Genomic DNA, 26,565 nt, shown 5'->3' on the forward strand with positions numbered 1-26,565 from the left:
ACGTTTGTAAGATGATTGAAGCCCGGTTAAGGTACCGGGTCGTAACCGTGGCCGCCCCATGGGTTGCACCGGAGGATACGCCGGGTGGTCAGCCAGAAGCCTTTAAAGATACCGTGCTTTTTGAATGCTTCCAATCCATATTGTGAGCAGGTAGGTGTATATCTGCAGCGGGAACCGAGCAGAGGGCTCAGGCACCACTGGTAAATCTTGATAAGGATAATGAAAGGGATGCTGAGTATTTGCAGCAGTTTCAGCTGCGGGCTGTTCTTCTTTATTTGTTCCGTGGGAACTTCCTGTTTCATTGGATTTCCGGTAGATGAATCTCTGTTCATTGCACACTATCCGCCGGCCACTTGTTTAATTCTTTTACCAGCTTCTCTAAAATTACCGAAAATTTATGGCGCAGCGTGGGGAAATCGGCGATTTTTTTATCGGTATAGATAAAAAAAACGGCCATTTGGGTGGATTGGGCCTGCAATGCGTCGTACAGGGCCTGTTTTTCGAGGCGGTAACATTCTCGCCCGAGGCGTTTGATGCGGTTACGGTCTACGGCATTGGGGAACCGGCGTGACGATACGCTGAAGCCGGCCTGAACAGGGTATTTCTCCGTGGTGAGCCTGGCCGGCATAAAAATCACCCGGTAAGGGAAAACAGAAAACGCTTTTCCGTCCCGAAAAAGCGTTTCAATCATTTTCCTGCTTTTTAACTTCTCTTCCTTGTTAAAAGAATAAGTTTTTATGGCAATATGAGTTTATGACGGATTATTTCAGCTTGCGCTCGTCAGATACAGTCAGTTTTTTTCTGCCTTTAGCCCTGCGGGATGCCAATACTTTACGGCCGTTGGCAGTTTCCATTCTCTTTCTGAAACCGTGTACGCTCTTTCTGCGTCTGTTATGCGGTTGAAAAGTACGTTTCATCTTTAAAATTTGTTTTTGCAGTTGTCAGATGGAACCTCGCACGCTCGGTTTCATCTTGTTTTTTGTTTTTCCTTGTACTTAAAACTTAATACCCATCCCGTTTTCCGGTGGGCGGACTGTGATCAGCCCCGTTTAAAACGGAAGGCAAAGGTAGGGTAAAATATTTAAAATCAAAAGAGAGAGGGGAAATAAAAAAGGAAAAAGTCGGCTCAACCGCCAATTTATTGATAATTAACCGGTTACGAATCATACTGTGACCATATCCGGCTGGCCCATTTCCCCGGCAGCCGCTGTGGGGGGCCGTCTAACGCGGATCTTCCGTTTGCGGCAGCGTCCGTGTATCGGTTCCTCCGGTTTGCCTTACCATTCCCCGTTCCTCACAGCTATCCTTTTCTGTTTCCGGCAATCCGTTGCCTCTCCTTACTCCGGTTGCCGCTTGCTAAGCCCGTAAGCGGCCAAATCAGGGTGTATTCAGGTGGTTTGCCGTTGTTAAGAGCGCCTGTGCGTCTTCTCCCATCCCATTTCCCACCTTATCACCCATAAAAAACCGGGAAACCATCTGCATGGTTTCCCGGTCAAATTCGTATTACTATCGCTTATTTAGCGGGTGCGGGCGCTGCTGTGGCAGGCACACCCAGTTTGGTCTTAACGGCAGACAGGATGTCGTCGCCTGCGGGAGAAACCAGCAGGGAGCCCTGAGAGCTGTCCAGTACATAAGCGTACCCTTTTTCTTTCGCTACGTCTTCGATGCCTTTGCGGGCTTTATCGTATACGGGTTTCAGCAGTTCGTTCTGTTTCTGGCCGATTTTTTCCTGGGCCAGCTGCTGGAAGTCCTGGATACGTTTCTGCGCTTCCTGGATTTCTTTGGCTTTTACTTCCTTCATGGTTTCACTCATGTTGGGCGTTTTGGCCAGTTCGTCGTCGAAAGCCTTCATTTTCCTGTTATATTCGTCGATCAGTGATTTGCTCTCTTTTTCCAGTGATTGTGCAAATGTTTCTATTTCTGTCTGCGCTTTTTTGGTTTCCGGCATGGCCTCGATCAGAGCCTGAGCATTGATATGCGCGATTTTGGACTGTGCGGTGGCCTTCACACTGCATAAACCGGTGAATGCAACAAATGCAATAATTACATACTTCTTCATGATGATGTTGTCTTGTGTTTAAAAGAAATTAAAAAAGTTATAGGTAAAGAAATGACTCGTTATTTTTTAACGCCCAGGGATTTTAATATTTCTTCGCTCTTGTCCAGTTTAGGATCCGAAAAAATCACGGTCACACCGCCCGACTTGTCCAGCACAAAGTCGTACATCCGGCTGGCGGCCAGCTTCTGCACGGCATTGTAAATTTTATCCTGAATGGGTTTTACCAGTTCCTCTCTTTTCTTGAACAGATCGCCTTCGTATCCGAAACGTTTCTTCTGCAGCTCCTTGGCGTCTTTTTCCCTTGCGATGATCTCATCTTCCCGCTTGCGCTTCAGGTCGTCGGTGAGCATCACCTGCTCGGCCTGGTAAGATTTATACATCTTGTCTACTTCCTGGAACTTGGCGTCAATTTCTTTCTGCCACTGCTCTGCGATGGCATCGAGTTTTTTCTGCGAATCCTTGTAATCGGGGATGCTTTCGAGAATGTATTTGGTGTCGATCACACAATACTTCTGTGCCAGCGCTCCCATAACGGAGCCTATTACTAAAAACGCAGTGACGAAAAATCTTTTCATGTGAATAAGGTTTGTTGGGTTATACTGCCGCCTCCGTTTCAGGAGGTTTCGCAATATATAATAAATATTTTATTCCGGTTCAAAGCCCAGCATGAAGGTAAATTTAGCGGCATCCTTCATTCCTGCGCCCGGCCTTAACCTATCCAATCCTATGCCATAGTCGAAACCGAGCAGGCCGAACATCGGCAGGTAGAAGCGCGCACCCACGCCCACAGAGCGGCGGAGACGGAACGGATCGTATTCTTTGAAGTCGCGGTAACCGTTGGCGGCTTCCAGGAATATCAGGCCGAAGATGGTGGAGCTCGGGTTGAGGCTGAACGGATAACGCAGTTCCATCACGTATTTATTAAACATGGTGAAACCTGAGTAACCTGCCGGCACACCGCCGCCATCCGGGTTCAGTTTCGGATTGGAGGTATAATATACCGGGTAACCGCGCTGGGAAATGATGTCCCTGTCGTACACGGCGAAGTTGCTCAAACCGTCGCCACCCAGCTCGAAGCGGCCGAAGGGCGAAAGCGTTGTGCGGTTGTTGTAGCGGCCGAGGTAACCGAATTTGGCGGCCACTTTCAGCACCAGCGATTTATTGTCGGTACCGCGGGGGCGGCTCAGCGGCACATACCACTCGGCGCTCATACGGTACTTCTGGTATTCGATGAATTTGAACTGTTCTGCAATGGGCTCTGCTTTATAGTCCTTGTCGCGGTTAAACGCAGAGTACGGCGGCGTAAACTGGCCATACACCATGAAGCTGGAACCACTGCGCGGGAAGATCTGCTGATCCACGGAAGAACGCGCCAGCGTGATACGGAAGCTCAGGTTATTGGAAGTACCGGTTTCAAAACCGGGCATGCCGAAGTAGTTGTAGTCCCACAGTTTATAACGCTGGTACTGGATGGAGTACATGAGCGAGAACCAGTCGTCGGGCCAGCGGAGCTGTTTGCCGAGAGAAATGGATCCACCCATTACTTTCAGGTAGGCGTTTTCGTTTTCCACCGTCTGGCCGTAATATTTGGCCATGGCGTACGGGCTCTGGTGGCTGCTGTAGAAGCTTACGGAGAAGGGGTTCCGTTTTTTACCACCCAGCCAGGGCTCTGTGAAAGAGAAGTTGTAAGAACGGTATGCTTTACCATTGGACGATACCCTCACGCTCAGCTTCTGGCCGTCGCCGCTGGGCAAGGGATCCCAGGTTTCTTTTTTGAAGATGTTACGCAGGGAAAAGTTGTTGAAGGTTACGCCGAGGGTACCGGTAAGACCGATGTAACCGCCCCAGCCCGCAGACAGCTCCAGCTGGTCGTTGGCCCTTTCTTCCACTTTGTAGTCGATGTCCACGGTACCTTCCTGTACGTTAGGCACGGGGTTGATACCGATGGTTTCGGGGTTGAAGAACCCGAGCTGTGAAATTTCACGCTGTGAGCGCATCAGGTTCTGGCGGCTGAATTTCTCGCCGGGCAGGGTGCGCAGTTCACGGCGGATAACGTGCTCGTTGGTTTTTTCGTTACCGGCGATGCGTATATCCTTGATCGTAGCCTGCGGACCTTCCTGGATGCGGATCTCGTAATCGATGGTGTCTCCACGGATACCGATTTCCACCGGGTCTACCTGGAAGAACAGGTAACCATCGTCCATGTAAAGGCTGCCGATGTCGCCGCCTTCAGGACCGGGAGGGTTGCCCAGGCGTTTGCCCAGCAGTTCCAGGTTGTACACGTCGCCTTTTTTGATGCCGAGGCCGCGTGACAGGATGGTATCGTTGTATACGGTATTACCTCTCCAGGTAATGTTACCGAAATAATATTTTTTACCTTCTTCGAGCTTGATTTCCACGTTGAGGTTGCCTTTGGCGGAGTTGTACGTGGTATCTTTCACGATCTGCGCGTCGCGGAAACCTTTCGAGTTATATACAGCGATGAGTTTTTCCTTGTCTTCGGTGTATTTAATGTCGTTGAACTTGGCAGAGGAAAAGAGGTGGAAGCGGAAGTAGGGGTCGATTTTCTGCAGGGTGCGGGTGGCGGAGAGGAAACCCATTTCTTTCCAGTAATCGTCTGAAGTAGCCATGCTGTCAGTCCAGGCGTTGGCCATTTCAGGATAGAGGGTGAAGCGGGAAACTTCCTTGGTGCCCTTCATTTTTTTCTTGAGCGCGTTATCGGACACGTTGTAGTTGCCAACGATGTTGATATCGTTCACTTTTACCTTGTTGCCTTTATCTACCCAGAATATCACGGAAGCGGAGTTGATGGCCGGCGGCGGGTCTTTCCTTTCTTCCATGCGTACGGTCACGTTGCGGAATCCTTTTTCGGCGTAGAACTTGCGCACCACGGCGAGGGTGTTTTGCTGGAGGGCTTCAGTCACCACGCTGCCTTTGCGGAGGGCGGCTTTGGTGGTCAGTTCGTCCGCATCGGATTTTTTAACCCCTTTGAAAACGAAGGAAGACATACGGGGTTTCTCCACGAGGGCGATTTCCAGCCATATTTTGTTGCCTTCTATTTTAGTGATGTAGATAGCGATGTTGGAAAACAGGCGTTGTCCCCACAGGCCCTGGATGGCTTTGGCGAAGTGGTCGCCGGGCATCACTACCTTGTCGCCTACGGCGAGGCCTGAGAGGGAGAGCAGTAATGATTTATCAAGGAATTCTGTACCGGTTACGGCAATATCGGCGATTTCAAATTGCTGCGGGTTGCCCAGGGAAAAAGGGCTGATATCCGCCGGCATGGTGACCGGTACGGGAACAGTATCCCTTTGTTGGGCACGCGCAGATACGCCCGCGCTGCAACATAAAACTACGGCCAGGAGGCTTTTAGGAAACGATTTCTTCATTCTGCTGTATTTGTTCGCTTGTTTTGCCGAATCGACGTTCTCTGGTTTGATAATTTAAGATGGCTTCGTACAGATTTTCCTTGCGGAAGTCAGGCCAGCGTGTATTGGTGAAATACAGTTCTGCGTAGGCCAGCTGGTACAATAAGAAATTGCTTATACGGTGTTCGCCGCTGGTCCGTATCATGAGTTCAGGATCGGGCAGTTTGGCGGTGCATAGGTATTTTTCCCACATTTCGGGCGTCAGCTCGTCGGGATTGATTTTGCCTGCCTTGGCATCCCTGGCGATGTTGCGGGCGGCCTGCAGAATTTCCCAGCGTGCGCTGTAGCTCAGTGCCATCACGAGGTTGAGCCCGGTGTTTGGCGCGGTGATATCCATGGCTTCCTGCAATTCCTGTTGGCAATGCGCGGGCAGCATGGTCATGTCCCCTATCACGTGGAGACGTATATTATTTTTATTCAGTGTTTCCACCTCCTTGCGGATGGTGGTCACGAGCAACTCCATGATGCCGTTCACCTCATATACGGGCCTGTCCCAGTTCTCTGTAGAAAAGGCGTACAGTGTCAGGTATTCGATGCCCAGTTCGGCACAGCCCTCCACGATATCACGCACACTTTCCACTCCCTGATGATGACCGTAAAGGCGGTCCTGCCCCCGTTCTTTGGCCCACCGGCCATTACCGTCCATAATAATGGCAATATGGCGGGGCAGTCGTTGCAGGTCTAATTGATCCTTCAAACTCATGACTATTCAGGTCGTGTTAAAACAGAATTACTAAAAGTGTGCAAAGATACAAAAATAACTTTATGCCCTTTCCGGCAAAGGGGACGGGGTGGTTTTAACGTAGTTTTAACGGGAAACACGGCTGGGAGCGCATTTTAGGGCTTAAAACTTACAGCGGTAAGAGGTGAAGAGGATGCCAAGGGTGACCTCGATGGTGGCAAACTGGTCTTTATCCCGGCTGTTGCCGCGCTGCCGTCCCATTTCCCCGATGGGCGCCCCGGTAACCCCGCTTCTGTCCTGCAAAATGGCGGCGATGGTGCTGCTGCCGTCGGGCTTGGTGGCGAAGGCGTCTATTCCGGCATAGGTGGTGCTGACGTCGTCGAGATAGTCGGTTTGGGTGAATCTGAACAGGCATTCCACGCCGAGGTTGAGGCGGCGGTTGAGGCTGTATTTAACGCCGCCGCCGATCAGGTAGGCGTATGAGTACAGCTGGTAGGGCTTCCGGTCGGGGAAGCGGCTGGTTCCCTGCCCTTCGGTACGGAGGGGCTGCAGGAAATATTTCCTATTTTGATAATATGCGTAGGGATTGAAGTGGAAAAACGATGCGCCCAGGGTGAGGTACGGCGAAAACCGGTAGGCGTCGCTGCCCGGCTCGAAGCGGAAGAAGTTGAAGTCCCCCTGAACCGCCAGCTCATACAGTTCGGTGTTAAAACTCAGGTTGCGGCGTTTCTGGAAGCTGTTGGCGTTGTACACATCGGAATAACCCAGCTGCATAAAGCGGAAATGCGCCCTGGCGCCCACATAGCCGTTGAAATATTTGCGGTAATAGATGCCCACGGTGGGTTTGGTGGCCTGCAGGCCCATATGGGTGTTGAGGTCGCCGAAGTAATGGGCTCCGCCGGCCGTGAAACCCAGCTCGCCGACGTAACTTTCCTCGTTCTGGGCCGAAACTTTGTTAAATGGCAAAACCGCCAGCCAGAGTGAGGCCGTCAGCAAAACCTTCCAATGAATACGCGTATACAGCATAAGGTACCAGTAAAAACGTAAAATAAGCCTTTTTCATCTGTCGGCCCCTGAATTTTCAAAGGCCGGGCACCGCTTCGTATTCACAACAGCTTGTGGGAGAATCGTTTATCGTGCGCACTTCCTTCCGTCAATACCCGCTTTCAACGCCTCGCATGCGGTATAAACGTTTCGCATGGCCCGCTTCGTATAACTTATTTTCTTCCTGCATTACGGGTATCGATGCCCCAAAGCAGTTTGTTTCGCAGGGTGTGCAGGAAATTGCCTTCGTTAAGCCGCAGCAGGTTGATGGAAAAGTCTTCTTTTTTGACGGCCAGCTGCACCCGGTTGTCGATCACTTCCATCCGGGAATCGAGGGTACAGATGAACTGGTCGCTGCGGCCTTCCACTTCGAATGAAATCACATGATCGTCTGGCACCACGATGGGCCGTACATTCAGGTTGTGCGGGGCAACGGGGGTGATCACGAAACTGCCGGCCTCGGGAAATACGATGGGCCCGCCGCAGCTCAGGGAATATCCCGTGGAACCGGTGGGTGTGGCCACAATCAGCCCGTCGGCCCAATAGGTATTGAGGAATTCCCCGTTCAGGTAGGTATGGATCTTCACCATCGCGGAGGTGTCCTTTTTGTGGATGGTAAATTCATTGAGGGCATAGGGCACCTCCCCGAACAGCGGGGAACTGGCATCGAGATGGATGAGCGTCCGCCGGTCTACCACGTAACTGCGGCTTACCAGGGAATTGACCACTTCGTGGATCTCTTCGCGCCCGATGCTGGCCAGAAAGCCCAGGCGGCCGAAGTTGACCCCCATCACGGGAATATTTTTGTCGCGGATATACGTAACGGTATCGAGCAGGGTACCGTCTCCACCCAGGCTCACCAGGAACTCGATGCGGCCGTCGAGGTCGGCTGCTTTGGAAAAAGTATCGGTATCGGCGGGGAATTGTACATGCGGCCGGAGCTCTTTAAAAAAGGGCTCGTACACCACGGGGGTAATTTCCTGACGGCTCAGTTCATCCAGCAATAGTCTTATATCCTCCAGATCTTCCTTGACAAAACCGCGGCTGTAAAGGGCTACATGCATTTACATATCCAGTTTAGCGTGTAAAAATAGTCCTTTTTCTCCCAATTGGTTGATGCTATATTCAAAGCGGATACAGGTATCGTAGAAAGAAACCACGTCGAGCCCCACACCGGTGGTGTACAACATGCGGTTGTTGAGCATGCCGTTACGCACACGGCGGGCATAGCCGTAACCCATGTCGCCGTACGCTTTTGCCAGTACGCGGATGGGCAGGTTGCTGAATTTTTTGGGTACGATGGGAAGGTGCACCTTGAAGTTCAGGAGCTCGCGGCGCAGGGTGGATTTAAAGATAAAATAACTCGTAGCGTCCACCACGTAGTATTCCAGCCCGCGGAGATAGTCGTCTCCGTATCCCATGGCCCGCATGCCGATGTAGGGCTGTTTGTCGGAGAATTTGGCCTGCCCCAGCACGCTGAGGGCGCCGTAGGTTTTGCGGGCCAGCTCCCAGTATTTCGCGCCTTTGACGCGGAATTTAAAATATTCCAGCCCGCTGAGCGGCCCGAATCCCGTACGCGTGGCCTCGGCGTAGAGCGACTGCCCTACCAGCGGATATTGCCAGCTATCGGCCTTGATGTAATTGAGGCGATACGACAATTCGAGGTAGCCCATTTCCGTGCGCCCGCCGCCGAGGTAATCGGGGTTTTTGAGGGCTACAGAATCGTTCACGGACTCGTGGTAATAATTCAGGGCCACCTGGTGGCGGGTGGAAATGGCCTTCCGGTAAGTGTAGTTCAGGCCCAGTGCGAACTGGCGCCGTAAAAAATCATCCTGCCGGAAAAACTGCTGCTTGTTGAAATCGGATATGTAATTGATCTCCCGGTTACGGCTGTAGGACACCACAAATCCCAGGCCCTGCCTGAGCTTGCGGTCGATGTACGGCAGGTTGTAGCCGAGCAGGAACTTCTGCGTGTAGCCCACCGTCACATCCGCATAGATATCGTCGTTACGGCCGGTAAGGTTGTCCTGGAACGCCTTGACGCCGATATTGACGCGGTTCAGGCTGCGTTTCTGCTCCACCCACCACTGGTTGAAGTTACGGTCGGCCAGTTTGAAGATGGGGAATGCGAAGAGGTACCATCTTTCCCATACTTCATATACAAAATCGGCCTGCTGTCCTTCCCAGTTTTTTACGTTGGCAGACACGTTGAGGAACAACGAGGTATTGAGCAGCTGCTTGCGGCCCGCTTCGAGCGTTTCGGCCAGCGTGCGGAGATATACCGTATCGCCCGGTTTGATGGGTAATTCGCGGAGGATGATGGACGTGCGTGTTTTTTTGTTGCCGCTGACGGCGACGTTGCGTACGATCACATAACCCGAATCCTGTACTACGGCCAGCGGCTGAGCGGAGGGAGTGACGGTCGTGTCCGGCACCTGCGCGGCTGTGGGCATGGCGATGCCCAGCAACAGTGCCCATACGGCCCAGCAGAAAAAGCATCCGTACCGCCGGGTACGTATATAAAAGAATACAGTGCGCATGCAGGATTGTAGGTTCTGCTTTAAAAATAAGGCTTTTACGGCAACTACATGCTGATGTAGTTCATCAGCAGGTCGTAGTTCTTTTTCAGCAGATCTTCTTCCAGCTCTTCACTGAACATGTATTTGATGGTGTAATTAAACCGCTCGAAGGTGGCCACGAGGCCCTGGAGCTCCTGCCGGTTGGTTTTGAGGAGCACTTCGAGTTTGGCGGAGTTCGGGTTGGTGATGGTATTGACGCTGAGCAAGGTGACTTCGTTGCTTTCGGCGATGCGGGCGATCTCGCTGAGGCTGTAATCGCGCGGTTCCACTTCGAGCACCAGCAGGCCGCCCGGTTCCTTGACGCCGTTGTACTGGGCGAGGATGGCCAGCAGGTTGTCCTTCGTGATCATGCCGAGGTAATCGTTCTCGCGCGATACCACGGGCAGGGCCGACAGTTTCTGGTCGTAAAATAATTTGAGCGCTTCGTAAAAGTGGGCGCCTTCGGTAATGGCGGGTTTAAAAGCGTTTCCGTTCAGCGTTTCCAGTAAAAGGTCCGGATCTTCCCAATCCAGCACCTGGTCTTCCTCCACAAGCCCCAGGTACTTATTATCCACTACCATCGGCAATTGCGTCAAATGAAATTCATTCATCAGTCGTAATGCTTTTGCACCGGTATCCATGGGATGAAGCACCGGCACCACGGTAGAAATGAGTTCCTGTGCCAACATAATAGATCGTGTTTCTCCTACAATAATAACAAAGAATATTCCAATACCGCGAAACTGCAGGTAAAAATTACAGAATCGCGGAGCAATGGCAATGCAGTATGGATGAGCGGTTATACGGCTTTCGGCTTCACCGCCCCGGCGTTGAGCCTTTTCATGAAGTCGTGCATGATGACGTTGAATTCGTCGGGCACTTCCATCATGGGAGCGTGGCCGCATTTATCGATAAAATGCAGTTCCGAGTTGGGGATGAGCTTGTGAAACTCTTCCCCTACCATGGGCGGCGTTACGGTATCGTTATTCCCCCAGATGAGGAGGGTGGGTGTTTGTATGGTTTTCAGCTCGTCGCCCAGGTTATGACGGATGGCGGATTTGGCCAGGGTGATGATTTTGATCACTTTCAGCCGGTTGCTGGTGATCTCGAACACTTCGTCTACCAGTTCTTTCGTAGCCATTGCCGGATCAAAGAAGGTGAGTTCGGTTTTTTTGCGGATATATTCATAGTCGCCTCGTTTGGGATAGGTTTCACCCATCCCGTTTTCGAACAGGCCGGAGCTGCCGGTGAGGATGAGCGATTTTACGTTTTCCGGGTGTTTGAGGATATACACCAGTGCCACGTGCCCTCCCAGGGAGTTGCCCATGAGGTGAAAATTGGTATAACCGCGGGTTTCGATGAATTTGTGAACGTATTTGGCCAGGCCGCCTACGGAGGTTTCCAGGATATTCAGGTCAAACAAGGGCAACATCGGGATGACAACCTTATTGTATTGTTTGAAGTACTCCAGGAGGCCGCTGAAATTACTGAGGGCACCGAAAAGGCCATGCAGCAAAATCACCGGTTCCCCTTCTCCTTCTTCGATGTATTTAAATTTGCCCTGTGTTTTGATTTCGTAATTCATTACCTAAGCTTGAAGTCAATTTTGCGCTAAAATAATTCTTTTTCTTAATTCAAATAATTTCTAAAACGGCGCTATTGAACCGGCATTTCGCGGGCTGCATTTTCGAAGAAAGCTTCCAGTTCGGCAAAAACGTCCCTGAAAACCGGCAAAATGCGTCCCATTTGTTCCATTACCTTCGGGCCCAGGTGCTCGATATAGGGATATACGACGCTCTGGAGCTTCACTTCGGGACTAAGCCAGTACAACTGGTTGGCCAGCCAGAGCAGTACGCTGTACCCCACCATGAACACGGCGGTATAGAGCAGGATGCCGCCCAGCCTGTTAACCCATCCCAGCATGCTCCACTGCACCACTTTTTCGATGGCGGCGGCGCCAAGGCGAACCAGTATCACCACCGCCAGGAATATCACGATAAAACAGATCACCGGCCACCAGCGCCCCTGCATGCCCGACTGGGCGAGGTATGCAGCCAGTACGGCCGACAATTTGAGCGCCGCGGCCATCCCCAATACAAATGCCACCAGGGAGAACACGGCCACGATCAGGCCGCGCGTAAAACCCCGGTAAACGGCAAATGCCAGTATAATGGCAAAAATAATGTCGATGGCCAAGGCCGCAACGCGTTATTTGGTCAGTAATTCTTTTACCATCGCGGAAATCGCCTTCCCGTCGGCCTTGCCGGCCAGCTGTTTGGTGGCTGCCCCCATCACTTTACCCATATCTGCGGGAGAAGCAGCGCCCACCGAAGCGATGATAGCCGTCAGTTCCGCGCGCAGGGCGGCCTCGTCCATTTGCTGGGGGAGGTACCGCTCAATCACGGCCAGTTCTTCTTCTTCTTTCTTCGCCAGGTCGGCCCGGTTCTGCTGGGTGAAAATTTCAAGGGAATCTTTCCGTTGTTTCGCCAGTTTCTGCAGCAGCTTCAGCTCGTCGGCCTCCGTCAGTTCGCCAGTGCTGCCTTCGGAAGTTTTGGCCAGCAATATTGCTGCCTTGATGGCGCGGAGCGCACGCAATTCAGCTTCTGCCTTCGCCAGCATGGCGGTTTTGATGGCGCCGTTGATGTTTTGTTCTAATGACATATTACGGGTTCTCCTTTTTGAGTTTTTCTTCGAATTTTTTGTAAAAATCTGCGGCAAAAGCCCGCAGGTCGTTCGCCTGATCGGCCCAGGGCGTGGCGCGCTGGTAGGTGTCGGCCATGGTCATCATGGTCTGGTAAAAGAAATCGGCCATTTCGTCCACCATCATTTCTTTCGTCCACAGGTCGATGCGCAGCGCGGTTTTGTCTGCCCCGTCCCAGAAAGCCACCATCATGGCCTTGGCTTTATTCATTTTATCCTGCGTGCTGTCTGTAGCCGTCCATTCGATCGATTCAGGCACTCTTTGTTCGTCGAGCCCCACCTGGATCTGTATGGTAGATTTCTTTGTCATACTTTTTTATAAATGATTTGAGAGGGCAAAAATAAGCTTTTGTGCGGGCATGTTCAGATAATGCTGCCACCGAGGGCCTTTGCGGCTTCTTCCCAGCCCGGCACCCGGGTGATATGGGCGAGTAACCGGCCCCGGAGCAGTTCGTCTTTGTACAACGCGCCCATCTTCTCGGAAAGGTCGGTAATATCGGCCGGGAGGGCGTTAAGCGCGGCGTCTCCGCCGGCTTCGGGCGCGGCGCCGGCATACAGCGCCACTACCGGTACGTCGCACCGCTGTGCCGCATACACGGGTACAGCGAGACCATCGGCCCCGGCGGTATGCACCAGGGCATAAGAGGCGGCCACCAGCCGGGCCAGCGTTTCATCGTCGGGCTCCTGCACCCATATCACGTCGTCGCGGAACTTATAGGAGTGCAGCGCTTCGGCGATGTCTTCCCCGGCATCGGTCATCTGCCCGGCCAGCACGAGCTTTACGCTCGACAGCAGCCGCTTCTTCAGCATGGAAAAAGCTTTCAGAAGCGGAATGATGTTATTGGAAGGGTCGATGCTGCCCAGCGCAATGAAGTACTCCATGCCGCTGGCAAACTCGCGTTTGATGTCTTCCCTTTCTTCCCAGTTGACGGGTTTGAACACGTCCGCCACACCGGGCTGCAGTTGCAGGGTGCGCCCGTCGAGCCCGCCGAACCGCTGGTTGAGCTGCTCGCGCATGAACGCGGAAAACAACGCGATACCGGTGTACCGGCGGATGTTTTTGGAAGCGGATACGGTATCGAGCACCGCGGCATCCCGGGTCAGCAGCAGGTGGGCGGGCATGCCTTCCGGCACGGGCAGCACATCGTCGATGCACAGTATTTTGTCTGCCCTGAGTTTTTTCAGCTGACGCGGCCACTGCATTTCCCGCCAGAGGTAACGCCCGAGCTTTCCGCCTGCCAGCGGCTTCAGTTCCACTATCCGTGCGTTGGCAGGCAAAGGGCGCTGCGGCGGCAGGGGGCGGTTATTGATCAGCACGAACTCCACATCGGGGTGCAGCCGGCACAGGTTGTATAATATTTCGGTCCGCACATTCCCGGTGTCTGCAAGTCTGTCTTGCAGCAGGGGTACGGCATTGATGGCTATTCTCATGTTCAGATCCGGTTCGAAAGATCACAAACCTATGGAAAATATGGAAAAGAAAGGCCTGTTCTCCGCGGTGGCAGGAAACAGGCCGGTCATATTTTTCATGCCGTTCAGGGCGCTTTGTTCAGCACGCCGAAGCGGAATTGTTTGCTATTGGAAGGTTTGGTTTTGGACGTAACGGTCACCACGATGCTGGCCACTTTCAGGCTGGGCAGGTTGATGAGCGTCACAGTCGTTTCGGGCGTGGTGCTGACGAACGCCGGGTTCTGTGGGATGGGCTGCCCCGCGGGGTCCAGTGCGGTAACGGTGATGGTCACCCCGGACGGCGGCGCCGGCGTGGAGGTGATTTTCACCTTGATAGCCAGTGTGGCGCCCTGTGCGGCGTTCCGGTCTTCATTCAGGTAAATATCGGGTATCGTGGCCACCAGTTCAGCTTCCTGGGCGGGGGGATCGACGGGATCGGGCACGTCTTTCTTTTTCTTTTTACAGCCCGCAGCCACCAGCAGGCAGGCAGCGAAGAAAACCAGCAAATATTGTTTACAGGGCATAGACGATATGGTTCAGTATCCCGAAATTATAACAAATAACGCTTCTATTCAAATTATTTCTTATATGCGGCCCTTCACGTCCATCGCGTCTCTCAGGCCGTTCCCCAACAGGTTGAACGCCAGTACCAGGAGCATGATGGCGAAGCCGGGCGCGAGTGCCAGCAGGGGATTGTGGGTGATGATGAAGTTGTAGTTTTCTTTGATCATCAGCCCCCACGACGGCTGCGGGGGCTGTACGCCCACGCCGAGGAAGCTGAGGCCGGCCTCCACCACGATGGCGGTGGCGAAATTGCCGGCGGCCACGACCATAACGGGGCCGAGGATGTTGGGCAAAATGTGACGGGAGATGGTGCGCACATGGCCGTACCCGAGCGCCCTGGTGGCTTCCACGAATTGCAGCTCGCGCAGGCCCAGCACCTGGCCGCGGATAATACGGGCCACGCTCACCCACATGGTGAGGCCAACGGCCACGAACACCTGCCAGAAACCTTTGCCGAGCGCCAGCGTGATGGCGAAAACCAGCAGCAGCGTGGGCACGCTCCAGATCACGTTGATGAGCCACATCACCGCATCGTCCGTTACGCCCCGGAAGTAGCCGGCCACGGCGCCGAGGAAAATACCGATGGTGAGGGAAATGATCACGGCGATGCTGCCTACGCTGAGACTTACGCGCGTGCCAACGAGCAGGCGGCTGAGAATGTCGCGGCCGAATTTGTCTGTGCCCAGCCAGTAACGGCGCGTTTGCAGATGTTCTTCGCGCACGGTTTGCTGCGCGGCGGGCAGGTCGGTGATAACGCTGTCTTTTCCGTACAGCACCTGCGCCAGTGCGTAACTTTGGGTCAGCGTGGTGGCTTCATCCACGTATTGCTCCACGCGGATCGAGTCGCCGGCGAAGGCCCAGCCTTTCAGCGGAATGACGGTGACGGCGGCTTCCTGCCCGTACACGAGGCGGTGAAACCAGCTGCGCCGCGGAGGTTCCTGCGCCTTCCGCAACGCCAGCATGTCGATTTTGAAACCGGGTTTCTGCCCGCTGATTTCGAGCACCATGCCGTTGGCGTAAGGCGTATGATCCGGGGCGATGAAGTAGGCAAAGATGCCGGCCAGCAGGGCCAGCGCAATCACCACCAAACCGGCCATAGCACCTTTGTTACGCCGTAAGCGCTTCCATGCCTGCTGTTGAAAAGATGATGCGGAACTGCTCATGAGGCCTACAAGTTAAAGCAATCGGGCGAATTTTCCCTGCGCGGAGGTTCATTTATCCGTGTCCGTTAGCAACCTTTCATATCACACGAATCTCAACGCTGCAGCGAAAATGCAGTATTTCTATGAATGCAAAATAGCGTAATTTATAGCGAGAGACACAGTAACGCTTAAGGACAAGATTGTAACCATTATATATTAACCATTAAACACACAGTTTATGCTATCCCTTCAACTCCCGCAGATCTACTGCCCGTTCCCTTCTATGCTCAATCCCTTCGCCAAAGAAGCTGAAAAACACACCGCCGACTGGGTAAGCCGCTTTGAGTTGGTTAAATCTGAAAAAGCCTGGGAGCGTTTCCGCCGGGCTAAATTCGCCATGCTGTCCGCCAGGGCCTTCCCCACGGCAGGCCGGTTCGAGCTTTGCATCGCAGCGGAATTCAACACCTGGTTGTTTTTGCTCGACGACAAAAACGACGAATCGATGTTCGGAAAGCTGGATTACCTCCAAATGGTGCATTCGTTCGTGACCATGATCCTGCAGAACAACGTGGTGGTGGCGCCCGACGAAGGCATGCCGCTGGCCAACAGTTTCGCCGATCTGTGGAAACGCATGAAACGCATCGGCAGCGCCGCCTGGCAAAAACGTTTCGTCAAAAGCATGACGGACTACCTCGACGCGTGCCTTTGGGAAGTGGAAAACCGCATCCAGCACAAAGCACCGGCCGTAGCGGACTACATCGAGAAACGCCCTTACACGGGCGCCCTCTTTGCAGACATTGAGCTCATCGAAGTACTGGAAAGCATCTATCTGCCGGACGAAGTACGCACCCACGAAACCGTGGTGCAGCTGTCGCTCGCCTGCAACAACGTGGTATGCTGGGCCAACGACCTGTTTTCGTTTGACAAGGAACGCCGCCAGGGCGACGTGCACAACCTGGTAGTGGTTTTAAAAGAAGAAAGGGGGCTGACGCTGGAAGCCGCCATCAACGAGGCCGCCCGCATGCACGATGCGGAAGTGCGGCGCTTTATTTCCCTCAGCGAATCGCTGCCCGCCTTCGGCGAAGAAACGAACGACGAGCTGCAGCGCTACATTACCGTTCTGAAAGCATGGATGAGAGCAAATCTTGACTGGAGCTTCGGCGACACCGCACGTTACCGGATGAACATCACTGAAACTGCCAGCGGTAACTGGGCGATTTCACGCCTGTAAAGAAACCGGCCGGAAGGGGCGCTATTTTACCTGGCGTCCCTTCCATTCATACGATCCAAACTTGCCCAACCATCCCGCCGCTACTACGTAGACGATGTGGAACGGTTGTCCCGGTACGAACCAGGCCAGCAGGTTCAGCTTATTGAAGAAGGCCGCCACGGGGGCCAGGAAAAAGAGCTCGAGCACAACTTTGTATACCAGGATGCCCAGCAGCCAGGGCCAGAGCAGCGGGTTGAAGATCGCCACCAGCGCCAGCAGCACGAGAATCACGTTCCAGATGTACACGAGCACCAGTACACGGGTGATCCTTTTGTCTTCATACTTGTCCGCCTTGGACGACCAGCGGATGCGCTGCTGCATGAAGCCCGACACCGTATCTACCGGCAGCGTGCGCACGATGGCGTCGCGGCTTTTCAGGTACATCACCCCGTCCGGGTAAGCGTGATAGATTTTATACATGAGCAGCATATCGTCGCCGGAAGCAATCATATCGATGCCCGTAAAACCGCCTACTTCTTCGAAGGCCGTTTTTTCGTAGGCGAGGTTGGCGCCGTTGCACATGGTGCCCGTTTGCAGGTAGGCCACCGAGCCGGTGATGCCCTGCATGGTCATAAAGTCGAGCGACTGCAGCTTCTTGAAAAAGTCATCCTCGTGATGATAGGCTACCGGCGCGGCGATGAAGCGGGGATGATATGTTTCGTAAAACTTGACGATGGTTTCCAGCCATTTGGGGCCCATCACACAATCTGCGTCCGTTGTTACGATGAGGTGGCCGGAAGCCTGGCTGATGGCCAGTTCGATGGCTTTTTTCTTGTACGAATTGAGCCGTTGCGTTTTGCTGATGTGATCGCTCATGCGGATGAGGCGCACGTTGCTGGCCGGGAAATATTTCACGAAGTCCGGCGTACCGTCGTCAGAAAAATCATCCACCACGATCACTTCAAAAAGGTTGGCCGGGTAGCTCTGCTGTTGCAGGGCTTCGAGCAGGGGCGGCAGGTTCTTTTCCTCATCGCGGGCGGGGATAATGACAGAAACTTTGGTGCTGAAGGTATAAGCATGGGCAGCGGGGTTGAATGTTTTCAGCCGTCTCCAGCCGTAGCTGTAAGACAGCATCAATATCCCGTATAAAAAAGCGAGTCCTAAAGTGATGATCAATAAAGCATTCATGCGCTTACTAGCTCCTGATGTTTTTTCTGATGATAAATCCTAATTCTTCCGATAATAATTGATGCCCTTTCTCCAGTACCAGTATTTTGCAGGGGAACGAACCGTCTGCAAACCGTTCTCCGATCACGGGAGGAATCACCCGGTCGTACCTGCCGAACGCCAGTACCGTATCGATCCCATACTGTGCCATCAGCTTTTTGCAGTGTTTCACCCGGGGCATCATCCTTCGCATGATGGTCCATACGTTGTAGACGAGCAGCCGTTTTTCCGGCTTATCCATTCTGTGGTAAGCGAATTTGTACACACTTTCATTCAGGAACCCCCAACGCCGCCATAAGGTAAGCAACCGGAAAAACACAGCCGGGTGGTGGGTATTGTACGAAAAGATCCGGTTCCCCAATCTGGTTTGGGTAGCGAACATATGCCAGGGGTTGTTCTTGAGACCGTCCGGCGCAACCAGTACGAGGTGCTTTACCCGCGAAGCCAGCTGTTCAATGATACACAAAGCCAGTCTTCCTCCCATACTATAACCCATAAGGGAGAAAGTTTGTTTGCCGAATTTTTCCAATATTTTTTCCGTCAGCGCCGTCAGGTCTGTTTTCTCCAGCGGCCGGTTTTCCCTCCAGACGGTGTTTCCGTGAAAGGGCATATCTAACGCAACGATAGTGAATATATTGCCCAAACCCGCCTCCATACAACGAAAGTGCGATGCCCGCTCACCGAAACCGTGGAAGCAGATCAGCAATTCCTCCCCCGATCCGGTAACGCTCCCGGAAAACTCGCTTTGCTGGTATGAGAGTAAAAATTCCATATCTGTCCCTCAACGGGGGAACAATTTTAAACAACTTTTGCCAATTGCTATAATCTCGGTAAATTACGAGTAGACTAAAATACGCAAGATGGAAACCGCAGTAAACAGCAAAGCTGCCCTCAAAGGTGCAGAGTTCCTCGTGAAAGAGAGTTCGCCTGCCGACATTTTTATCCCGGAAGATTTTTCGGAAGAGCAGGCTATGATCCGTGAAATGGCCGAACAATTTGTTGCCAAAGAAGTAACGCCCGTGCTGGAGCGGCTCGATAAGCTGGAGGAGGGCCTGATGCCTTCCCTGCTGGAGAAGGCCGGCGAACAGGGCCTGCTGGGTGCTGCTTTTCCGGAAGCGTACGGCGGTCTCGGCAAAGACTTTATCACCGCCACCCTCATCAATGAAGCGCTCGGCGCAGGGCATTCCTTTTCCGTGGCCATGGCCGCGCATACCGGCATCGGCTCGCTGCCCATCCTTTATTTCGGTACCGACGCACAGAAGGAAAAATATATTCCCAAACTGGCCACCGGCGAAATGAAAGGCGCTTACGCCCTTACGGAGCCCAACTCCGGCTCCGACGCCCTGAGCGCCAAAACCACCGCCAGGCTCACGGAAGACGGGAAACACTACCTGCTCAACGGGCAGAAAATATGGATCACCAACTCCGGCTTCGCCGACGTGTTCACCGTTTTCGCGAAAATAGACGGCGATAAATTCACCGCCTTCATCGTCGATAAAGGCACGCCGGGCTTTACGCTGGGCGTGGAAGAACATAAAATGGGCATCAAAGGCTCCTCCACCCGCCAGATCTATTTCCAGGACGCGAAGGTGCCCGTGGAAAATGTACTGGGAGAAATCGGCAAAGGTCACCTTATTGCGTTCAACATCCTCAACATCGGCCGCCTGAAACTCTGCGCCGCGGCGCAGGGCGGCGCCAAAGGCAGCCTGGACATCACCATCCAGTACGCCAATACCCGCGAACAGTTCAAACAGCCCATCGCCAAATTCGGCGCCATCCAGCATAAACTGGCGGAAATGGCTATCCGCATCTGGGTATGCGAATCCGCCCTTTACCGCACCGCGCAGCTGATCGACCAGAAAGAACATGAGCTGCTGGCGGAAGGCAAATCCTTCGGCGAAGCCTCCCTCGGCGCCGCGGAAGAATACGCCGTGGAATGCGCCATGCTGAAAGTAAACGGTTCCGAAGTGCTGGATTATGTAGTGGATGAAGGCGTGCAGATACATGGCGGCAACGGGTTCAGCGACGAATACGTGATTTCGAAAGCCTACCGCGATTCCCGCATCAACCGCATCTTCGAAGGCACCAACGAAATCAACCGCCTGCTGACGCTCGACATGACGCTCAAGCGCGCCATGAAGGGCCGCCTCGACCTGATGACGCCGGCCACCAACGTAATGAAGGAACTGATGAGCATTCCCGACTTCGGCAGCGACGATGAAGATGCTTTCGCCAAGGAAAAGAAACTCGTCGCCAATATGAAAAAGGCCATCCTCATGGCTGCCGGCGGCGCCGTACAGAAACTGATGATGAAGCTCGACACCGAGCAGGAAATACTGATGAACATCGCAGACATGGCCATCGAAACCTTCGTGTGCGAAAGCGCCCTGCTGCGCCTCATCAAACTCACGGAACAAAAAGGGGCCGATGCCGTATCGCTGCAGGCGGATATGGTGCGCACCTATCTCAACGACGCGGCCGACCGCGTCAACAAATCCGGCAAAGACGCCATCAACGGCTTCGCGGAAGGCGACGAACAGCGCATGATGCTGCTGGGGCTGAAACGTTTCACCAAAACGGAGCCTTTCAACAGCAAGGAAGCACGCCGTCGCATCGCAGCCAAACTGATCGCGGACAACCGGTATACGTTTTCGTGATAAGCGGCATGGCTGCGCAAAACACATCGGACAATTTGTTCAAATGATGAACGGGCATTGCGATTAGCTGCAAATTGCGATCTTTACAACCGAAAGTTATACGATATAACTGCAGGGAACAGGGCTTACCCTGTTCCCTCTTTTTTAGGATTAATACAGAGCGTCTATGATGAAAAGGACAGGAGGAAGCCTGCTGCTGGCGGCTGCACTCGCATTGCAGGTACATGCGCAGGACAAGAGTTTTTTACGCCTTACCCAACCCGGCAAACAGAACAACCCTGTTACCGCCACCCGCCAGTTCCTGGTGGGCAGCACCTGCACCAGCTGCAGGGTGTTTGTGAACGACGAGCCGCAGAAGGTTTACCCTACCGGCGCATTTGCGATAGAAGTGGAGCTCGAGGAAGGCGATAACGAATTCGAGATCAAATCCGTCGGGCCTGGCGGCGATTCCAGTGTCAGGATCGTTTCTTTCTCCTATAACGTTCCGCAAGCCCCGAAACCCATCAACACGTTCAACATCGGTTACATACAGACGTTCCCCGAAGGCAACCTCATCGTAGCCCCGGGCGATCTCATCAAGATACGCGTGAAAGCCATCCCCGGCGCAACGGTCACGGTAGGGAGCAGCTTTCCCTTAGCCGAACTGCCCGTAAGCGGCAGCCAGACCATGCCCGGCATTTACCAGGGCACTTACACGGTGCAATGCAACGATCCGCTGATCAACGGCCGGCCGCTGCCGGTGACGCTGAGCGACGGCAGCCAGCAGGTGCAGCGCAACACCGTTCACAGTTTCACCCTGCGCGACCCGCAGCAGCAACCGCAGGTAGCCGTGACCACCGGCGATGCGCCCTTCCTGAAATTCGGCCTTGGCGATGACCGCCTCGGCGGCACCAAAGCCGGTTACCTCGACCCGGGCGTATATCTCCACCTTACCGGCAAAGTAGGCTCCGACTACCGGGTGAAACTGGCGAAGAATTTCACGGCCTACATCCCGCAGGAAATGGTAAAACTGCTACCCCCAGGCGCGTTCCCGCCCTCGTCTCTTACAGGCTCCTGGCGGGTTTGGGGCGACGAGAAGTTTGACTACGTGACGGTCGGCCTCACACAGAAACTGCCCTACCGCTCCACCCAGCAAACCGAACCGTCGAAGATCATTATCGACATATACGGCGCCACCGCCAACACCAACTGGATCTCCCAGCTGGAAAATACCCGCGAGATCAAAAACGTGTACTACGACCAGGTGGAAGACGACATCCTCCGGGTCACCATCGAGCTGAAACACCCCCAGCACTGGGGCCACCAGGTGTACTACAACGGCAACACCCTTACCATTAAAGTCAAACGGCCACCCACCAAACCCGGCCTCGGCAATCTCACCATTGCCGTAGATGCCGGCCATGGCGGCAGCAATGCCGGCGCCCGCGGGCCTACCGGCGTGTATGAAAAAGAAATGTGCCTGGCCGTTGCCATCGCACTGCAGCAGGCCCTCCGCGCCGAAGGCGCACAGGTGCTGATGACGCGGGTGAACGATTCATATGTCGACAATAACTACCGCATCCTTTCTTACCGTGACAAAGACCCCGACCTGCTGGTGAGCATCCACCTCAATTCCGCCTTCGACCCCATCCGTGTCAAAGGCACCAGCACGTACTATAAACACATCGGCTTCCGGCCGCTGAGCCAGTATATCTATAAACATATGCTGGAACTGGGGCTGAGTGAATTCGGCAACGTCGGCAACTTCAACTTTGCGCTGAACAGTCCTACAGAATACCCGAACGTACTGGTGGAAACCCTGTTTCTCAGCAATCCTGAAGACGAAATGAAAATCCTCGACGCAGGGTTCCGGAAAAACATGGCCGATAAAATCGTGTTGGGGATTAAGGATTTTGTAGCGGCATCTTACGCGAAACCGGGGGAATGACCGGTATTGCATAAACAGCTTAAAAGAAATGGCTCCCGCAGAGGGAGCCATGTAAAATAACCGTGACAGTAAAACCGTTTACGGCATTTCCATATCCAGAACGACTCTTTAATAATATTTTGAAGGTCTTTTAAACGTTGTGGTGGTTCATGTCTTTTGCTGGGGTCGGCCGGGGATTGCCCCGCCATCTGGCAGTGCTGTAAAATTGTAAATTCCTGACAACCCGCGCAATACTCATTAATGGGTATTTTTCTTTCTTCCCCCTGCCCTAACAATATCCTACCATATTAGTAGATTAATGTCTATCTTTGCCAGCGCAATCAGCAGTTGTTTTATTCGTATCTTTAACGCTAAACGTTGATAAATACGCAATTATGAAGCATTTCTGCCACCGGCCCGCCGTTGTAATTGGGATGAACTGCTGAATTCGTAACTTTGAACTCAAACCATCTATATAAATATAATGTCAACTACCACTATCCCTCCGCAGCCACTCACGGCCAAGGACTTTGCAACGGACCAGGAAGTACGCTGGTGCCCGGGTTGCGGGGATTACTCCATATTAAAACAGGTTCAGACGATTATGCCGGGGTTAGGTATCCCCCGTGAAAATATTGTGATTGTATCGGGTATCGGCTGTTCATCGCGGTTTCCGTATTACATGAACACCTACGGCATGCACTCGATCCACGGCCGCGCCACGGCCATCGCTTCCGGCCTGAAGGCGACCCGCCCCGAGCTGAGCGTATGGATCGTGACGGGCGACGGCGACGGGCTGTCGATCGGCGGTAACCATACCATCCACCTGCTGCGCCGTAACTTCGACGTGAACCTGATGCTGTTCAACAACCAGATTTACGGCCTCACCAAAGGGCAGTATTCCCCCACTTCGGAGGAAAACAAAGTGACCAAAAGCACGCCCTTCGGCAGCATCGACCATCCGTTCAACCCGATGGCCCTGGCCATGGGGGCAGACGCCACCTTCCTGGCGCGCAGTATGGACCGTGATCCCAAGCACCTGCAGGAAATGCTGAAAAGAAGCCATGCCCACAAAGGCGCTTCTTTCCTCGAAATATACCAGAACTGTAACATCTTCAACGATGGCGCATTTGAGGTATTCACCGAAAAAGCCAGCAAACCGGAAGAAGCCATTTTCGTAGAGCACGGCCAGCCCCTCATTTTCGGGGCCCAGAAAAATAAAGGCGTCCGCCTGGACGGGCACCGCCCCGTGGTGGTGGACCTTAACGAAGGCCAGTTCAGCGCATCCGACCTCTGGATTCACGATGAACAGGATTTCGGCAAGGCCCAGATACTCACCCGGATGTTCGACGATCCGCGCATCGCCGGCCACCTGCCCCGCCCGTTCGGGGTGTTCTACCAGATTTTCAGGCCCACTTATGAAGAGATCATGAGCGCCCAGCTGCAGGAAGCTACCGCCAAACGCGGCCCCGGCAACCTGGATAAACTGCTGGCAGGGAATGAAACCTGGACCATTTCGTAAACAACTTCACTGTATAAAAAAAGCCCATCGCGTCAACGATGGGCTTTTTCTTTTGTATCATGAAAGCCTGGTAATTCGAATCGCCGGAGCGAAAGCGTCAAACAGCTGTTTTTCTCCCCAAAGCGCCCAGTTGGGATGGCCTTTTTTCAGGCCTGGAGAGCAGGGTGCCCATCCGGACGCCCCTTTAATGCGAAAACGTGCCGTCGCCGAAAAACACCTGGTACAGCAGGGCCAGCCCGAAAATAATCATACACACACCGGCGATGCGGTTCAGCCATTCCACGTTGGTGAGGGTCAGTTTGTGACGGATTTTATCGGAGACGAATACCTTCAGGATGTCGGCCGCCAGTACGAACAGCAGGCACACGCTGTACATGGTTACCCGGTAGGAAACGGCGGTGGGCGCATAAGCCACACACACACCCAGCCAGAAAAGGATCACGCCGGGGTTGAGAGTGTTCATCAGGTAGCCGCCCAGCCATATTTTGGCGTAATCGCGGGTGCTGAACATCTCAGGGGGCTCGTCGCCGGAGGTAATCCTGACCTTTTTGAAGAACAGGCCATACACGCCCATCGCGATCAGAAGGATGCCGCCGCCGATACCGATGGCGGTGGTGTAGTTCCCCAGGTAACCCACGAAGGAAGAGGCCAGGTTGCCGAGTAATACGAACATGATATCACTGAACGAAACGCCCAGCGCAAAACTGATACCTGCCCGGAAACCGTTGCTGATGCTATATTTGATGATAGCGAAAATAACGGGGCCTACAGATACCGACAAAAACACTCCTAAACCCAGTCCGGCGATGATGGCGGCAATCATGTGATCAATTACTTGTTATGCTTTCACACCTACTTTCGTGGCTACGAATTGTTCCCAGTCTTTCAGCTTCTCGCCCTTCAGCACGCGGGGGAACTTGTTCATGGCCCCTTCTTTTCCTTTGCAACGCAGGTAATCGATGAAAACCTGGTTAGGTAATATCTCTACAAAAATTTCTTTCAGTGCAGAGGTACGCTCCACAGCGTAGTCGTCGTTCACCTCGCTGAGGGTCTGATCGATGATGGCCCGTACCTTGTCGGCATCCACGTTGAGCGCCTCGGTACCGATATACCAACGGTGGGCAAACAGGTTTTCGTACCCGAAGCCGGCCACGGTAAATTCCCGGATGGTGATGCCCAGCTTCTTCTGCACCATATCGATGGCCTTGTTCATATTGTCGACGCTCATATGCTCGCCGGCAAGGCTGAGAAACTGTTTGGTACGGCCCACGATGGTGATTTCGTGCTCCTTCACGGAGGTGAACTTCACCACGTCGCCGATGAGATAACGCCAGGCGCCGGCACAGGTGGAGAGCATCACGGCATATTCCACATCCTCCACCACTTCGTGGATCATGTAGGATTTCGGGTTGGGTTTCACCTCCCCGTCCGCGTCGAAGTTTTCTTCGTTAAACGGAATGAACTCATAAAATATGCCGGCGTTCAGCACCAGTTTGATGCCTTTCACGCCCGGCCGGGCCTGGAAGCCGAAGGACCCTTCGGAGGCCATGTAGGTTTCAATGAAAGTGATGGGTTTGCCCAGCAGTTTCTGGAAACTTTCGCGGTAAGGCTCAAAGCTCACCCCGCCATGAATGTAAATGGCCAGGTTGGGCCATATCTCATGGATATGCTTTACATTATGGTACTTGATAATTTCTTCGAGCACGATCTGTACCCAGGCGGGCACGCCGCATACGGTGCCCACGTCCCACTGGGGGGCCTTGCGTACGATCAGCTTGATGCGCTGTTCCCAGTTGGGCTTGCGGGAGATGTTGCCGCCCGGTTTATAGAAGCGGCGGAACCATTTCGGGATATTTTTGGCCTGGATGCCGCTCATGTCGCCTTCGTAGTAGTCCCCTTTCTCGAACAGGGAGGTGGTGCCCCCCAGCATGAGGATGCCTTTTTCAAAGGATTTGGGGGGAACGTTGAAGTTCGCCATGGAGTACAGCTGTTTAACCCCTACTTTTTTCACGGTTTTCAGCATGTCGCGGGTAACAGGGATGTGTTTGCTGGCTGATTCGGAGGTGCCGGAGCTGAGGGCGAAGTACTTCACCTTCTCGGGCCAGCTCACATTGGGCACTCCTTCCAGGCACTTGTACCACCACTCTTTGTGCATTTTATTGTAGTTATGCACGGGTACCTTCTGCCGGAACTGGCTCACCCAGTTGGGGCTGTTCAACATCTTCTCATACTCATAATGTTCACCAAACTGCGTATGCTTCGCTTTTTCCATGAGCCGGCGCAATACCTGCAACTGGTATTGGCGTGGCGTCCCTAACTTAAACGTGAACTGTTTTCGGATGCGAAGGGATCTGGAAATCAGGTTACCAATGATGGCCATTAATTGCGTTTCTGGTTTTAAAAAGCAAAAATAGTTA

The 26,565-nt window shown here is 53.4% G+C and carries 26 protein-coding genes; 4 read left to right on the plus strand and 22 right to left on the minus strand.

The genetic code is table 11. From position 1 onward, the window contains the following. Positions 1–26 precede the first annotated feature (26 nt). From yidD to EGT74_RS07000, 18 genes are all read right to left on the minus strand, one after another. A complete protein-coding gene (gene yidD / locus EGT74_RS06915) occupies positions 27–302 on the minus strand; it encodes a membrane protein insertion efficiency factor YidD (RefSeq protein ID WP_123845786.1) in 276 nt (91 codons plus the stop codon). 26 nt (positions 303–328) lie between these two features. Further along, the gene (locus EGT74_RS06920) at positions 329–745 is read right to left on the minus strand and encodes a ribonuclease P protein component (protein WP_317126713.1); all 417 of its coding nucleotides are present in this window, start codon (positions 743–745) and stop codon (positions 329–331) included. Positions 746–761: 16 nt separating this feature from the next. Beyond that, positions 762–917 (minus strand): 50S ribosomal protein L34, encoded by a 156-nt coding sequence (gene rpmH, locus EGT74_RS06925; RefSeq protein WP_012788729.1) that lies wholly within the window; start codon positions 915–917, stop codon positions 762–764. 596 nt (positions 918–1,513) lie between these two features. After that, complete coding sequence (locus EGT74_RS06930; RefSeq protein ID WP_123845788.1) at positions 1,514–2,059, minus strand: OmpH family outer membrane protein; 546 nt, start codon at positions 2,057–2,059, stop codon at positions 1,514–1,516. Between the two features lie 59 nt (positions 2,060–2,118). Then, on the minus strand, positions 2,119–2,634 hold the full coding sequence (locus EGT74_RS06935; RefSeq protein ID WP_123845789.1) for an OmpH family outer membrane protein: 516 nt from the start codon (positions 2,632–2,634) through the stop codon (positions 2,119–2,121). Between the two features lie 69 nt (positions 2,635–2,703). Next, the gene (locus EGT74_RS06940) at positions 2,704–5,448 is read right to left on the minus strand and encodes a BamA/OMP85 family outer membrane protein (protein WP_123845790.1); all 2,745 of its coding nucleotides are present in this window, start codon (positions 5,446–5,448) and stop codon (positions 2,704–2,706) included. Further along, the gene (locus tag EGT74_RS06945; protein ID WP_123845791.1) at positions 5,429–6,190 is read right to left on the minus strand and encodes an isoprenyl transferase; all 762 of its coding nucleotides are present in this window, start codon (positions 6,188–6,190) and stop codon (positions 5,429–5,431) included. The genes EGT74_RS06940 and EGT74_RS06945 overlap by 20 nt, the downstream gene beginning before the upstream one ends. Positions 6,191–6,331: 141 nt before the next feature. Continuing rightward, the gene (gene porG / locus EGT74_RS06950; protein WP_123845792.1) at positions 6,332–7,195 is read right to left on the minus strand and encodes a type IX secretion system protein PorG; all 864 of its coding nucleotides are present in this window, start codon (positions 7,193–7,195) and stop codon (positions 6,332–6,334) included. Between the two features lie 191 nt (positions 7,196–7,386). Continuing rightward, complete coding sequence (locus EGT74_RS06955) at positions 7,387–8,277, minus strand: NAD kinase (protein ID WP_123845793.1); 891 nt, start codon at positions 8,275–8,277, stop codon at positions 7,387–7,389. Continuing rightward, on the minus strand, positions 8,278–9,753 hold the full coding sequence (locus EGT74_RS06960) for a POTRA domain-containing protein (protein ID WP_123845794.1): 1,476 nt from the start codon (positions 9,751–9,753) through the stop codon (positions 8,278–8,280). It lies immediately after the preceding gene. A 44-nt stretch (positions 9,754–9,797) separates the two neighbouring features. Next, positions 9,798–10,460, minus strand: coding sequence for a CBS domain-containing protein (locus EGT74_RS06965; RefSeq protein WP_158618042.1), 663 nt, complete (start codon positions 10,458–10,460; stop codon positions 9,798–9,800). A 110-nt stretch (positions 10,461–10,570) separates the two neighbouring features. After that, positions 10,571–11,356, minus strand: coding sequence for an alpha/beta fold hydrolase (locus tag EGT74_RS06970; protein ID WP_123845796.1), 786 nt, complete (start codon positions 11,354–11,356; stop codon positions 10,571–10,573). A 71-nt stretch (positions 11,357–11,427) separates the two neighbouring features. Continuing rightward, positions 11,428–11,967 (minus strand): CvpA family protein, encoded by a 540-nt coding sequence (locus EGT74_RS06975; protein ID WP_123845797.1) that lies wholly within the window; start codon positions 11,965–11,967, stop codon positions 11,428–11,430. A gap of 12 nt (positions 11,968–11,979) precedes the next feature. After that, the gene (locus tag EGT74_RS06980) at positions 11,980–12,432 is read right to left on the minus strand and encodes a GatB/YqeY domain-containing protein (RefSeq protein ID WP_123845798.1); all 453 of its coding nucleotides are present in this window, start codon (positions 12,430–12,432) and stop codon (positions 11,980–11,982) included. 1 nt (position 12,433) lies between these two features. Continuing rightward, on the minus strand, positions 12,434–12,781 hold the full coding sequence (gene gldC / locus EGT74_RS06985; RefSeq protein WP_123845799.1) for a gliding motility protein GldC: 348 nt from the start codon (positions 12,779–12,781) through the stop codon (positions 12,434–12,436). A 53-nt stretch (positions 12,782–12,834) separates the two neighbouring features. Beyond that, positions 12,835–13,902, minus strand: a complete 1,068-nt coding sequence (locus tag EGT74_RS06990; RefSeq protein WP_123845800.1) for a glycosyltransferase — start codon at positions 13,900–13,902, stop codon at positions 12,835–12,837. Positions 13,903–14,006: 104 nt separating this feature from the next. Beyond that, positions 14,007–14,444 (minus strand): hypothetical protein, encoded by a 438-nt coding sequence (locus EGT74_RS06995; RefSeq protein ID WP_123845801.1) that lies wholly within the window; start codon positions 14,442–14,444, stop codon positions 14,007–14,009. 60 nt (positions 14,445–14,504) lie between these two features. Next, on the minus strand, positions 14,505–15,647 hold the full coding sequence (locus EGT74_RS07000) for an ABC transporter permease (RefSeq protein ID WP_123845802.1): 1,143 nt from the start codon (positions 15,645–15,647) through the stop codon (positions 14,505–14,507). A 217-nt stretch (positions 15,648–15,864) separates the two neighbouring features. Here EGT74_RS07000 and EGT74_RS07005 point away from each other — a divergent pair, with 217 nt between their 5' ends. Beyond that, the gene (locus EGT74_RS07005) at positions 15,865–16,857 is read left to right on the plus strand and encodes a terpene synthase family protein (protein ID WP_123845803.1); all 993 of its coding nucleotides are present in this window, start codon (positions 15,865–15,867) and stop codon (positions 16,855–16,857) included. Between the two features lie 21 nt (positions 16,858–16,878). On the opposite strand, the gene EGT74_RS07010 is transcribed toward EGT74_RS07005, so the two are convergent. Further along, complete coding sequence (locus EGT74_RS07010) at positions 16,879–17,970, minus strand: glycosyltransferase (protein WP_158618043.1); 1,092 nt, start codon at positions 17,968–17,970, stop codon at positions 16,879–16,881. Positions 17,971–18,031: 61 nt separating this feature from the next. Continuing rightward, on the minus strand, positions 18,032–18,835 hold the full coding sequence (locus tag EGT74_RS07015) for an alpha/beta fold hydrolase (protein WP_123845805.1): 804 nt from the start codon (positions 18,833–18,835) through the stop codon (positions 18,032–18,034). Positions 18,836–18,923: 88 nt separating this feature from the next. On the opposite strand from EGT74_RS07015, the gene EGT74_RS07020 reads away from it, so the two are divergent. From EGT74_RS07020 to EGT74_RS07030, 3 genes are all read left to right on the plus strand, one after another. Then, positions 18,924–20,720 (plus strand): acyl-CoA dehydrogenase family protein, encoded by a 1,797-nt coding sequence (locus tag EGT74_RS07020; RefSeq protein ID WP_123845806.1) that lies wholly within the window; start codon positions 18,924–18,926, stop codon positions 20,718–20,720. A gap of 166 nt (positions 20,721–20,886) precedes the next feature. Beyond that, a complete protein-coding gene (locus tag EGT74_RS07025) occupies positions 20,887–22,647 on the plus strand; it encodes an N-acetylmuramoyl-L-alanine amidase (RefSeq protein ID WP_123845807.1) in 1,761 nt (586 codons plus the stop codon). Positions 22,648–23,110: 463 nt separating this feature from the next. Further along, complete coding sequence (locus EGT74_RS07030) at positions 23,111–24,148, plus strand: 2-oxoacid:ferredoxin oxidoreductase subunit beta (RefSeq protein ID WP_123845808.1); 1,038 nt, start codon at positions 23,111–23,113, stop codon at positions 24,146–24,148. Positions 24,149–24,332: 184 nt separating this feature from the next. Here EGT74_RS07030 and EGT74_RS07035 read toward each other — a convergent pair whose 3' ends face one another. Continuing rightward, positions 24,333–24,971 carry a LysE family translocator gene (locus EGT74_RS07035; RefSeq protein WP_123845809.1) on the minus strand — a complete coding sequence of 213 codons (639 nt, stop codon included), beginning with the start codon at positions 24,969–24,971 and terminating at the stop codon, positions 24,333–24,335. Positions 24,972–24,986: 15 nt separating this feature from the next. Next, positions 24,987–26,528: a GH3 family domain-containing protein gene (locus tag EGT74_RS07040; protein WP_123845810.1), complete on the minus strand. Its 1,542-nt coding sequence runs from the start codon at positions 26,526–26,528 to the stop codon at positions 24,987–24,989. Positions 26,529–26,565 lie beyond the last annotated feature (37 nt).

This window comes from Chitinophaga lutea, assembly GCF_003813775.1.
In the GTDB taxonomy this organism is placed as follows: Bacteria; Bacteroidota; Bacteroidia; order Chitinophagales; family Chitinophagaceae; genus Chitinophaga; species Chitinophaga lutea.